The organism is Oligoflexus sp. (assembly GCF_035638955.1).
Lineage (GTDB): Bacteria > Bdellovibrionota_B > Oligoflexia > Oligoflexales > Oligoflexaceae > Oligoflexus.
In genome coordinates this window covers 22,889-35,110 of record NZ_DASQYZ010000486.1, presented here as the reverse complement: position 1 = coordinate 35,110, position 12,222 = coordinate 22,889, and the positions used below count along the sequence as shown (strand labels likewise).

The 12,222-nt window shown below is 52.4% G+C and carries 13 protein-coding genes; 11 read left to right on the top strand and 2 right to left on the bottom strand.

Annotated features, from left to right (window positions below; all coding sequences use genetic code 11):
• The first annotated feature begins 40 nt into the window (after positions 1-40).
• From VE954_RS39345 to VE954_RS39305, 9 genes are all read left to right on the top strand, one after another.
• Positions 41-640 (top strand): hypothetical protein, encoded by a 600-nt coding sequence (locus VE954_RS39345; RefSeq protein WP_324963519.1) that lies wholly within the window; start codon positions 41-43, stop codon positions 638-640.
• A gap of 24 nt (positions 641-664) precedes the next feature.
• Complete coding sequence (gene ruvA, locus VE954_RS39340; RefSeq protein WP_324963517.1) at positions 665-1,429, top strand: Holliday junction branch migration protein RuvA; 765 nt, start codon at positions 665-667, stop codon at positions 1,427-1,429.
• A 25-nt stretch (positions 1,430-1,454) separates the two neighbouring features.
• The gene (gene ruvB / locus VE954_RS39335; protein WP_324963514.1) at positions 1,455-2,498 is read left to right on the top strand and encodes a Holliday junction branch migration DNA helicase RuvB; all 1,044 of its coding nucleotides are present in this window, start codon (positions 1,455-1,457) and stop codon (positions 2,496-2,498) included.
• An 89-nt stretch (positions 2,499-2,587) separates the two neighbouring features.
• Positions 2,588-3,757, top strand: a complete 1,170-nt coding sequence (locus tag VE954_RS39330; protein ID WP_324963513.1) for a hypothetical protein — start codon at positions 2,588-2,590, stop codon at positions 3,755-3,757.
• Positions 3,758-3,829: 72 nt separating this feature from the next.
• Positions 3,830-4,627: an undecaprenyl-diphosphate phosphatase gene (locus tag VE954_RS39325; protein WP_324963511.1), complete on the top strand. Its 798-nt coding sequence runs from the start codon at positions 3,830-3,832 to the stop codon at positions 4,625-4,627.
• 13 nt (positions 4,628-4,640) lie between these two features.
• Positions 4,641-4,880 (top strand): hypothetical protein, encoded by a 240-nt coding sequence (locus tag VE954_RS39320; RefSeq protein ID WP_324963509.1) that lies wholly within the window; start codon positions 4,641-4,643, stop codon positions 4,878-4,880.
• Entirely contained in the window at positions 4,861-6,249 is a 1,389-nt protein-coding gene (locus VE954_RS39315; protein ID WP_324963506.1) for a DEAD/DEAH box helicase family protein, read from the top strand. The genes VE954_RS39320 and VE954_RS39315 overlap by 20 nt, the downstream gene beginning before the upstream one ends.
• A complete protein-coding gene (locus VE954_RS39310; protein ID WP_324963504.1) occupies positions 6,212-7,423 on the top strand; it encodes a DUF790 family protein in 1,212 nt (403 codons plus the stop codon). The genes VE954_RS39315 and VE954_RS39310 overlap by 38 nt, the downstream gene beginning before the upstream one ends.
• Before the next feature lie 97 nt (positions 7,424-7,520).
• Entirely contained in the window at positions 7,521-8,729 is a 1,209-nt protein-coding gene (locus tag VE954_RS39305) for a hypothetical protein (protein WP_324963503.1), read from the top strand.
• 41 nt (positions 8,730-8,770) lie between these two features.
• On the opposite strand, the gene cutA is transcribed toward VE954_RS39305, so the two are convergent.
• Positions 8,771-9,106 carry a divalent-cation tolerance protein CutA gene (gene cutA / locus VE954_RS39300; protein WP_324963500.1) on the bottom strand — a complete coding sequence of 112 codons (336 nt, stop codon included), beginning with the start codon at positions 9,104-9,106 and terminating at the stop codon, positions 8,771-8,773.
• On the bottom strand, positions 9,103-9,561 hold the full coding sequence (dtd, locus tag VE954_RS39295) for a D-aminoacyl-tRNA deacylase (protein ID WP_324963498.1): 459 nt from the start codon (positions 9,559-9,561) through the stop codon (positions 9,103-9,105). Before dtd ends, cutA begins: the two co-directional genes overlap by 4 nt.
• A 95-nt stretch (positions 9,562-9,656) precedes the next feature.
• Between dtd and gpmI the strand changes: the two genes are divergently transcribed.
• Complete coding sequence (gene gpmI, locus VE954_RS39290) at positions 9,657-11,291, top strand: 2,3-bisphosphoglycerate-independent phosphoglycerate mutase (RefSeq protein ID WP_324963496.1); 1,635 nt, start codon at positions 9,657-9,659, stop codon at positions 11,289-11,291.
• Between the two features lie 27 nt (positions 11,292-11,318).
• Complete coding sequence (gene mazG, locus VE954_RS39285) at positions 11,319-12,164, top strand: nucleoside triphosphate pyrophosphohydrolase (protein WP_324963493.1); 846 nt, start codon at positions 11,319-11,321, stop codon at positions 12,162-12,164.
• The last annotated feature ends 58 nt before the right edge of the window (positions 12,165-12,222 follow it).

The following is a 12,222-nucleotide window of genomic DNA, read 5'->3' as shown; positions in this document are numbered from 1 at the left end:
GCCATTCCCAACTCCCCGGCCGCCAGTTATAGTGGTGGTTATGAAGCAAAAATTTCAGCGTCAAAAGCAAAGGCTCATCCTGATCAATAGGGACTTTCAGTTCCGTTATACAGGTGCGGCTATCCTGGTCGGTCTTCTGTCCACGGCTCTGACCACGAGCGTCATTCTCTATCCGCTTTTTCAATTTGAAATTCTGCGCATTCCCCGTTTTCTTCCTGGGCCTGTCCTGGGTGTGATGGCGATGGCTGCAATTTTGAATATTCTCCTGGTCGGATTTATGGGAATTTTAATAACGCATCGGCTGGCCGGACCCATGTATTCGCTGGTCAGGCAGTTTCGTCGCGTCGAGGAAGGCCGTTGGTACGGCCAAATGAAAATTCGCGACGGTGATGACATGCGTTATGTCGTGAGGAATTTCAATGCCATGCTGGATGCCATCAATAAGCAGACCCATATGGATTTTGAAAAACTCCGGCACGTGCGGGAGCTTCTGGTCTCGGACCAGGGCAATGAGGGCGAGCGCATTGCCAACGCCTTGCTCGAATTGAAGAACCTTGATGAAAAAATGCGTGAGCGTTTGCATGCTGAATCCGAGCATGATATCGAAGCGGAAACGGAACCTCCTACGCGTTTGCGCTGAACCTACTTTTTCCTGGATTGACTCATGTATATTGAACGACTGACAGGAACCTTTTTCGCCAGTCTTCCGACCGGTATCATCCTCGATGTCCAGGGCGTCGGTTACGGCCTGGAGCTGCCGCTTTCCACACTCTGTCAGCTGCCTAAAGTTGGTCAGAAGATTTCGCTGTGGATCTATACCTACGTTCGTGAGGACGCCATTCGGTTCTTTGGTTTCCGGAGTTATGAAGACCGCCAGGCCTTTGAAATCCTTCTGAGCCTGAGCGGTGTCGGCCCCAAGGTGGCTCTGGCTATTCTTTCAACCCTGACGGTGAATGCCATCGATCGCGCGGTGACGCAGGACGATGGGAAAATTCTGGAGAGCGTCCCCGGTGTGGGTCCACGTCTTGCGGAAAAAATTATCGTCGATTTGCGGCCGAAACTTCTGAAACTGAAGGCTGCCCAGCTCCTCGACATGCGCGAAAGGAGCGGCCGCCTGGATTCCGATGACCTCGACGGACCTTTGCCCCTGGATCATAGCCAGAGCAGTCGCGAACACGAGGACATGGTCTTTTCCGATCTGGAATCAGCTTTGGAAAATCTTGGCTACAAGGATAAAACCATCACGCCACTCCTCACCAAACTCAGAAAGGAATCGGCGCATCTTGCCTTTCCGGATCTGATGCGGCAGGCTCTCAAGCAGCTGAGCCAGGGAACCCTGGGCCCAGAGAAAAAGCGTGAGGTCAAGGAACGCGACGTCAAAGGCGCCAAGGGCCGTGACCTCGGACTTGCCGACAACGAGCCTTTTTAAAAGGCTTTGTTAAGGAATCAAACACATGGATCCCATACATATTCAGTTGCAGGAACTCCCCCCGCGACGCACCGAAGAGCTGACCCAATCGACTTTTCATGATGTGGATGACGGCCTGGAGCAGCAACTGCGCCCGCATCGATTTGCCGATTATCCGGGCCAGGAATCGGTCAAAAACAATCTGGAAGTTTATGTTGCCGCCGCCCGCAAGCGGGGCAAGCCCTTGGATCATATTATTTTGCACGGACCGCCGGGGCTTGGGAAAACCACGCTGGCGAAAATTGTGGCCCATGAAATGGCCGTTCCCTTTTATCAGACCAGCGGGCCTTCCATCGATAAACCCGGTGATCTGGCTGGAATTTTGGCTGGCGTGGAGCCGGGTGGCGTGCTGTTTATTGACGAGATTCACCGCCTGCCCATCACGGTGGAAGAAATTCTGTATTCGGCCATGGAAGACTTCTGTATCGACATTCTGGTCGGTCAAGGGCCCACCGCCCGCACCGTGCGTATGCCGATCAATCCTTTTACCCTGATAGGCGCCACCACCCGTGTTGCCAGTCTTTCCGCGCCGTTTTTAAGCCGCTTTGGCATTCAGGAACACCTGGAATTTTACGATACGGAATCGCTTGCCAAAATTCTGCAAAGAAGCGCCGGCCTTTGGGGTGTGGAGCTGGCCCAGGAAGGGGCCTTTGAATTGGCCCGACGTTCGCGTGGAACCCCACGGATTGCCAACCGACTTTTGCGTCGGGTTCGGGACTTTGCCGACTTCCATTGCGTCGAACGTCTGGATCGCGATATCGTTGATTTAACGCTGACTCGATTGAATATTGACCTTGCTGGATTGGATCGCATGGATCGCCGGATTTTGCGCATTCTCCATGAGCGTTATAACGGAGGCCCGGCCGGTATTGAAGCTTTGGCGGCAACCATTGGTGAGGAACGCACCACAATTGAAGACGTTTACGAACCTTTTCTTACGCACCAAGGATTTATCAGACGCGGACCCCGTGGTCGTGAGCTCACATCGCAGGCTTTGATTCACCTCGAAGCTGTCAGCCAGATGGTTTAGACATTTAGTTATAAGCTTATTACACTTGATGCTGGAATAAAGCCTTGGCTATGATGGGCCACTTTTGTTTCCTAACCAGGAGGTTCTCTGTGAAAGTCTCTAGCGTTTCCTTGAGTTTGGCGGGCCTGGCTTTGACGTCCACCGTGCAGGCAGCACCTGAGATTGAAATTGGTGCTGAGTATCAAGTGAATGTCGTCAACACCAATGATGGGCTGAATGACAAGGATCTGGGCAAGCAAACCAAAACCACGACCTTTAATCTGAAGGGTGCGAAACTCGTTTTTCGAGGCAAACTTTCTGAGGAGATCTCGTGGACGGTCTTGTATAAGGCCAAGGAAAGTGAGCTGGAGCGCTTCTACCTGACCAATCGGGTCAATGAAAATCTCGAAGTCACCATTGGTAAACAAAAGATAAAAACCTACGGATTGCATCGCAAATTGACCAGCGGCGTCACGACTCCTGTGATCGCGGCTTACCTGAATAGCAATCCTCTCAAAGACAAAGTCGCTCTCGATATCACCTACAAGCTGGCGGGTAACCTCTCGCTTCAGTTGGTCGATGATTATAGTAAATGTGCGAGTGCCACGACCTATACGAATAATCCCACAACCAATGCCGTCACAGCCAGCAGCAGCACCAGCTGCACGAGCTGGAATCAGGGCAATGCAGAAGGCATCGTCACCAACAGCAAGGAAACGCAAACGGCTCAGAAGCAGCCGGCGATTGCTTTGGAATGGTACGGAGCCTTTGGCGAGTTTTCGCCTTTGGTGCAGTACGCTGTTTACGATCTGGGCAAGAGCAGCACAGCTTCGGTGGGCGTTCGCTTCAAGCGCGAGGCTCTTGATGCTTATCTGGACTACACCATGGATACCCGCAATAACAAGGGTGTGGATCCCGCGGATCCAACCCGGTTTATTGAAAAGAAAGACGTGTACACCGGCATGGTTGCCTATGCTGAATACAAGACCGGTGACTACACGCCCTTTGTTCATGTTTCAACGATGGGCACCGATCCTTATACAGCTCCTGGTGCAACCGATGCGGCGATCGTAACGGCCGAAAGCAATACGGCCGGCAGCTTGAACAAGAACGAACTGACGGTCGCGGTTGGGACTCACTACGACGCGTGGGGAACTTTCTATCGACCTTTTATTGATGTGACGATGTCTTCCGGTGAATTCGTTGACCCGAGCGATGCCACCAAGAAAAAAGATCTGACGCGAACCGACCTTGTGGCTGGTTTGATTGGCAAGTTCTAAGCGAATTTAACATTTTCTGTTAAGCTTGAGCCCGTGACCATCACGGGCTTTATTTTTTAGAGGAGTTGAAGGATGGAGCTGTGGCATTCCGTCGTCCTGGGGATCATTCAAGGATTGGCCGAATTTCTTCCCATTTCCAGTTCGGGACATTTGATTATTGTCTCGACCATGCTGCAGGGCCGAGCCTTGTCAATGAGCTTCGAGGTGGCTTTGCATGTCGGCACCCTTCTGGCTCTTTTGGTTTATTTTTGGAAAGACTGGATTGATCTCCTCCAGGGCTCTGTCTTGAGCCTCAAGGAAAAGAAAATCAACCCACGCAGCCAGCTGCTGATCAATCTGATTGTCGGCACCGTACCCGCGGCCATCATCGGCAAACTCTTTGAGCATCAGATTGAAGAGTTCTTTTCCACCCGTGCCATCCTTGTATGCTTTCCTTTGATTATTGTCGGTATTCTACTCTGGTGGGTGGATCGCAAGGCTCCCGTTCATCGCAAAATGTTGGAATTCAAACCCATTCACGGCCTTCTGGTTGGGGTGGCTCAAGCGTGTGCCCTCTTTCCAGGCACGTCCCGCTCCGGTGCAACCATCATTGCCAGCCGGCTTATGGGGCTCGACCGCAGTGAGGCCGCTCGCTTTTCCTTTTTGCTGGGCACGCCCATCACAGCCGGGGCCGCTCTTTTGAAGGCGGATGAAATCCTCGCCAGTATTCACCTTCCCGAATTTTACGTGGGCATGCTAGTGTCAGCCGTCACGGGCTGGCTGGTGATCGGTTTTCTGATGCGCTACCTGCGCAAGTATGGCTTTGGTGTCTTTGCCATTTATCGCGTGGTGCTGGCCCTCGTGAGCATCGGTATCCTGATGTCACATTGAGGCATTTTCGGGCATGAAACCCTACTTAAGACGTTCCATCTTTACCAAAGCTTCCGCTCTTGGTTTTATCGTGATGATTCTGCTGGGCAACGCCTGGCTGGTTGTGTTTTTAACAGGCCAGAGTGGTGCGGCCTGGCTGTCTTATTCTTTGACTGCATGCATGATCTGGACTATTTTGGCTGGCTGCGGTATGGGATTTAAGATGATTCAGCACCAAATCCAAAAGGAACCGGATGACGACGCTGCAGTATGAGCTGGGAACCTTACTTTTGGACGGCGCTCTCGGTGACGTGAGCGAGGAATGGCCGGGTTTTCGTTTTGATAGCCGAACCAAACAGTGGCGCGCGCCTGGCTTCTGTTATCGTGATGTGGTGCTGAAAGCGATCGAAGACAAGAAACCGTTGGTCGATCGAGCCCGCGTGTATCAGGCTTTGGAATTAAAACTGCAGCAGCCCATTATCCCGAGGCCGCATCAATCCGAGGCTCTCAGAGCCTGGCAGCAGCAGAGTTCACGAGGGGTCGTCGCTCTGCCGACAGGCGCTGGTAAAACCATTCTTGCGATCCTTGCCATGGTTGCCAAACAACGGCCGACGCTGGTCGTTGTCCCAACGATTGATCTGCTTTTGCAGTGGCAGAACGTTCTTAAAAATTTCTTCGGCATGGACATAGGAGCCCTGGGCGGCGGCTGGAAGGATATTCGGCCGGTGACCGTCTCGACCTATGATTCCGCTTACCTTAGCATTGAAACGATCGGCAATCGTTTTGGGCTTCTGATCTTTGATGAATGCCATCATCTGCCGTCGACTCAATACCAGATGATTGCTCGCGCATCGATTGCTCCTTTCCGTCTGGGCCTTTCGGCAACCGTTGAGCGCGCGGATGGCAAGGAAGAGATGATCTACGAGTTGCTGGGTGACCTTTGCTATGAAGGCCACATTCGCGAGATGGTGGAAACCGTGCTCGCGCCCTATGATGTCGTGAGCGTGGAAGTTCCGCTGACGCCTGAGGAAATGGCCGCCTATCAGAAGGCCCGCGGCACCTATACCGCCTTTATCAAAAACAATCGCATCAACTTCTCGGGACCGGAAGGTTGGCAGGATTTTATCCGCAAATCGGCAACGCTGCCCGGAGGCAAGGACGCGATTGAAGCCTGGCGCGAGCAGAAGCGTTTGGCCCAGGCCGCCACGGGCAAGATGGATGAACTCTGGAATATTTTGATGAAGCACCGCGGTGATCGCATTATTGTGTTCACCCAGGACAATGCCATGGCCTATCAGATTGGCAAAAATTTCATGTTACCCGTGTTGACCCATCAAACGCGGCCCAAAGAACGCAAACAGATGTTGGAATATTTCCGTGCCGGGCGCATCGATGTGCTGGTGACTTCCAAGGTTCTCAATGAAGGCGTGGATGTCCCCGAAGCGAGTATTGGCATTGTGATTTCAGGCAGCGCTGCGGTACGGGAGCACGTGCAAAGGCTGGGCCGCATCCTGAGGCATCAGGAAGGCAAACGAGCGGTCCTTTACGAAGTGATTTCGAAGGACACCAACGAATTCTACGTCAACAAGCGGCGCAGGAACCATCATGCTTACCAAAGACCTTCTCAAATATTCAAGACGTGAGAGTCGCGTCCATCCCAAGTATCTGAAGCCGAATGACAAGAATCTCATTCAGCTCGGTGATGACCTGGCAGCGCTCTATCGCCTGCATGTGGGCCAGAGCTGGCGTGATTTGAATGATCAGCTGAAACAGCACCCGGAGTCATCGGATGGTGTGTTTCAAGGCTTTGGCAAACTGCTGGAGGATCGCTGCACGTTCGGGGAATCGGATGAGACCCTGGAAGAGCAGCGCTGGACGTGGTTTGAGACGAGCCGCGCCTTGCGCGCCCAGGGTGTGCCGAGCCGGGCGGATTTTGAACGGGAAATGGCGGAAAAAAGCGGTCGCAGTTTCGGAGCCATGCAGGAACAGCTCTATGCTGATCTGCCGGAGTTTCGCAATATTCAAACGTTCGAGGATATCTCGGGCGAGGCTCTGGTTCACCGTTACAACGCGGCCCAGATTCAAGGACTGCTCCTCAGGGCGCAAAAGGTTCGATTTTCCATCCACGAAAAGGATATCGTTACCCGTCGACGATTGTTGCAGAAACTAAGATTCTGTCGACTCCTGGCTGAATTTGTTGAAAATCCAGAGGGTGCGTTGACTCTGGAGATTTCCGGCCCTCTGTCCATGTTCGATCAAGTCCAAAGTTATGGAATGCGACTTTGTCAGTTCTTTCCTTATGTTCTGCTGATGCCCAAGTGGGAGTTGGAAGCGACGGTAAAGCTTGGTGAAAATTACTATGATCTGAAAATCGATAGTTCCAAGCCGATCCGCAGTCATTACCGTAGCTTTAGCGGGTACATTCCTGAAGAGTTTCAGGCATTTATCAGGGCTTTTAACGCCCTTCCGGCCGTGGATCGAAAAGATTGGTTAGTGGAAGAAGGACAGGAGCATTTGAATCTTGGCCAGCAGTGCTATAGTTTTCCTGATCTTACACTTCGTCACAAGAATGGAGTTCAAAGGCACCTGGAATTGTTTCATAAGTGGCATGAGTCGGAGCTTCGCAAACGCCTGACCGTCCTCGCCGATTTCAAAGAAGCCCCACTGATACTCGGCATAAGTCAGGATTTGGCGAAGGATCCCAATGTGGAAGGACTGCTTGCGCGCGCCAAGGAAACTGGCATAAGTATTTTCACGTTTCGGCAGTTCCCGACGGTCAAGGCAATATTGACCTACCTGCCCAAGGTGAAAGTTTAGATTGCAGTGTTATAATGAATTAGAGCCGCGATCCTTGCGGACGTGCAGACTGTAAAGAGGGCCGGACCCAGGCGAGCACGTGAAAGGAGTAAGCCCTTTGTCGACGATGGATACGCGATTCAAAGAAAAAGAGGCTGAGTTGATCAGTCTCAAGAAGAAAGTCAAAGCTCAGAAAGAACTCAGCGGTGGCGACACTGATCTGATGGAAGCTGAAGCGAATGGCACGGATCCCGTACGCGTGGAAAAGAAAAGCAAGACTCAGGAACTCATCGAAACCCTGGATAAGGCTCGCGGCAAAAGGCTGCTGATCTGCATCAAGGGTTATCCAGATCCTGATAACATCGCAACTTCTCTTGCCCTCGCTTACATGGGTGCTCAGTTTGATATTCAATCCACGATTCTTCACTTCGAGCAGATCTCACACCATGAGAACCGCGCGCTCGTGAAAAAACTGGATCTGGATATCGAGGAATATAACGATCAATTCGATTATTCCTCGTACGACTACTATGCTGTGAATGACTCGCAGAATACCGAGCTGCCGATCAAACTGCCGGAAACCTGCGAGCTGCTCGTGTTTGTCGATCACCACAGAAAGCTGGGGACCATCAAAGGCCACTTCCTGGACATCCGGGAAAACGTCGGTTCCACGTCGGCCATCTATGGTGAGTATCTCTGTGATCCGCGCTTTGGGTTTAAAGGCGATACCTTGGAAGAAGCCAAGATTGCCACAGCCTTGATGCACGGTGTGCGCACGGATACCGATAACTTTGTGAATGCAACGCCCGCGGATTACAAAGCCTCCGAGTTTTTATCCCGTTATGTGGATAAGGATCTTTTGGCTTTGATCTCACGGCAGTCGATTCCCGCCAAGACCATGGACCTCACGCAGATCGCCCTGCAGCGCAAGGATATCCGCGGCACGTTCATGTTCTCGGGCGTGGGTTATGTTCGGGAAGAGGATCGCGATGGCATTGGCCAGTGCGCCGATTACCTTCTGAATCGCGAAGGGATTGATACGGTTGTCGTCTATGGTGTGGTCGGCGGTGAATTCGTCGACGGATCCCTGCGCACCAAGTCGCATACCCTTGATCCTGATAAATGGATAAAAGACGTATTTGGCCAGGACCAGCATGGTGTGTACTATGGTGGTGGCCGCAAGGATAAAGGTGGTTTTCAAATCCCGCTCGGGGTCTTTGGCAAATGTTCGGATAAGGAACTGCTTTGGATCCTGATCAAGAAGACCATCGACGAGCTGTTCTACAACAAGATCGGTGTTGATGACAGCGAGTCCAATAACGATTGATCCTCTTTCTCAGTACTCAAAAATGACCAGACCCGAAGGCCTCAAAGGCTTTCGGGTTTTGGTGTTGTCTTCAGCGACTCCTGCACCCAAGCCGCATAAGCTGGATTCACCGACTCAATCTTCCATTCGATAATGCACGGACAGCTGTAGCTGTGCAGTTCTTCAATTCGCTGCATCACCTTGCCCCGATATTCCGGGCTGGTTTTGACCAGCAGGATGCTTTCCTGCGTTTGCTCCAGCATGCCTTCCCAAACATACAGAGAGTCCGAAGCTGGAATGATGTTCGCGCAGGCAATCAATTGTTCTTCGATAAGTTTATGGCTGATGCTTTCGGCTTCTTCGCGATTGCCGCAGGGAACATAAAGTACGCTGATCATGTGTCGGCTCCTTGATTGGGAAGATCCATGATAATGGTCACCGGTCCGTCGTTCACGGACGAGACCTCCATATGAGCTTGAAAGACGCCAGCTGCAATCTGTATGCCTTTGCCCGCCGCACACTCCAGAAATTTTTCATAAAGCGCTCGCGCGCGTTCGGGTGGCGCTGCATCCTGAAAACTCGGCCGCCGGCCTTTGCGGCAATCACCGTATAACGTGAACTGGCTGACAACCAGGAGTCCGCCGCCTCCATCCTGCAGCGATCGATCAAAACGTCCCTCTTCATTCGGAAAAATGCGCAAATTGATGATCTTATCGACCAGAACCGGTATGAGTTCGGGTCCATCGCTTTGATGAAGGCCCAGATACACCAGCAGGCCGGCCTCGATGCTGCCTACAACTTTGTCTTCAACTTTAACATCAGCGCGGCTGACTCTTTGAATCACGGCTCTCATGCGTTGTGGTTATTTTCCTCGGGAAAAAGCTTTTTTCTTGGAATCCTATCGGCTACTGTCAGCACGTTGCCAACCATAATCGCAGGGAGTTGGTCGTGTCAAAAGCAAAGCGTAAAGTTCTCGTCGTCGTTATGGATGGTGTGGGTGTCAGGGCCAGTTCGTACGGCAATGCCGTGAAGCTTGCTCACACGCCACAGCTCCGTCAGTTGGAAAAAATCGGGCTGTATCGCACGCTCAAAGCCCATGGCACCTATGTGGGTTTGCCCAGCGATTCTGACATTGGCAACAGTGAAGTTGGTCACAATGCCTTGGGTGCCGGTCGAGTCTTCGATCAGGGCGCCAAGCTCGTGCAAAATGCTATAGCCGATCGTAGCCTTTTCCACGGTCAAACCTGGCTGGACCTCGTGCGGTCCGTTCAATCCCACGAAGGCACGCTCCACCTGATCGGACTCCTGTCGGACGGCAACGTACATTCCCATGATGGACATTTGCATGCGCTCCTGCGCGAAGCCAAGCGCACCGGCATCAAACGGGTCCGGATCCATGCTTTAATCGACGGCCGCGATGTTGGAGAAAAGACCGCCGAGGTTTATGTCGAGCGGTTGGAAAAAGTGATGAGCGAGCTGCAGAGCTCGGATTTTGATGTGAAGGTGGCGTCGGGCGGGGGCCGTATGACGACAACCATGGATCGTTATGAAGCGGATTGGTCGATGGTCGATCGCGGTTGGAAGGCGCATGTCATGGGCGAAGCGCCGAATCGATTTCCCAGCCTGCGTTCGGCGATTATGGGTTTTCGTCAGGATCCCAAACTCATCGATCAGTATCTGCCGCCGTTTGTGATCATGGAGCAGGAAAAACCGGTTGGAACCATTCAGGATGGTGATGCCGTGGTGCTCTTCAACTTCCGTGGTGATCGCGCCATCGAAATATGCCGCGCTTTCACCGAAGCGGATTTTAAGGTCTTTGATCGTGTACGCTGGCCGCAGGTTTATTTTGCTGGCATGATGGAATACGATGGCGATCTGCATATCCCGCCGCGTTATCTCGTTACGCCACCGGCGATCAATGACACCCTTTCCGAGCATCTTCTGCATCAGGGTCTTAAGCAGTTTGCGTGTTCAGAAACGCAAAAATATGGGCACGTGACTTATTTCTGGAATGGCAATCGTTCGGGGATCATGGATGAAAAGCTCGAGGATTATGTGGAAATTCCGAGTGATGTCATTCAATTTGATTTGAAGCCCTGGATGAAGGCTTATGAAATCACCGAAGCCACCATTGCCCGCATGCGCAGCAATAGCTTTGATTTTGGTCGTATCAATTACCCGAACGGCGACATGGTGGGCCACACGGGAAATCTGGAAGCCTCGATTCTGGCTGTTTCCGCTGTCGATCTTTGCATCGGACGGCTGGTGCAGGCGGCCAAGGAAACCGATACGGTTCTGATCATTACCGCCGATCATGGCAACGCCGACGAGATGTTTGATACCAACAAGGAAGGTCCTGCCGATTGGCTGGATCTGCCCTTCAGCTGGCGTCCCAAACCCAAGACGTCGCATACCTTGAATGCTGTTCCGTTTTATCTTTATGATCCTCGGGGGCCCAATGGCTATCGGCTGGTTCCAGGACTGGAGCAGGGAAGCATTGCTTATATTGCGTCGACGGTGATCACCATCCTCGGTGTGCCGCCCAAGGAAAATTATCTTCCGTCTTTGATTGAAATGATTTGACGCATCTTATGTGCGAGTGGAATGGATATGACATTTGATGAAAAGGCCTGGCAACAGGAAGTCGATGCACGAGCTGAGGCAGCCGGTCGCCTCTTTACCGAATTTGTAAAAACGGTCTCCACCCTGCGGCATCCGCTACGGGGCTGTCCCTGGGATTTGGAGCAGGACCACAAGAGTCTGCGGCGATTCATGCTGGAGGAAGCTTACGAGGCTGCTGAGGCCATGCTAGGGACCGATGAAGCCCATCTGCTTGAGGAACTCGGTGATGTCCTTTTGCAGGTCGTTCTGAATGCGCAGCTGGCTGTTGATCAAAACAAGGGGGATATCCGCGATGTGGTGACCGCCATCAACAGTAAGATGCTGCGGCGCCATCCGCATGTTTTCGGTGAGCTGGCGGGGCAGGGGATCAATCAGGCCGAAATCAAAAGCAATTGGGACAAGATTAAAGCCAAGGAGAAAGCTGTCAAACTGCAGAAGGCCGGTTATTTCTCGGACTGCGCCAAGGTTCTTCCGGCTTTGACCCAGGCCTATAAAATAGGCAAAAGGGCCCACACCATTCGTTTTGATTGGGATACAGCGGCCGAAGTGCTCAAGCAGTGCCAGGCGGAACTTAAGGAACTCGAACACGAGATGGTCGGCGCGGACCAGGATCGGCTCCACGACGAGCTGGGGGACGTCTTCTTTAGTCTCGCTCAGCTCAGTCGACATCTGGGGGTTGAACCCGAGGTCGCGGCTCAGCAGGGCAATGCGAAGTTTCTAAGGCGCTTTGCGGCGATGGAAGACATCTGCAGGGTCAGGAATCAGGATGTCAGTCACTTGACGCGGGATGAATTGGAAGCTCTGTGGAAGGACGCCAAGTCCCTGGAAAGATGAACGCACAAAAAGCCCGTTGTCCAGTGACTCGGGCTTTTTCTATGTGCCTTACCGTCAA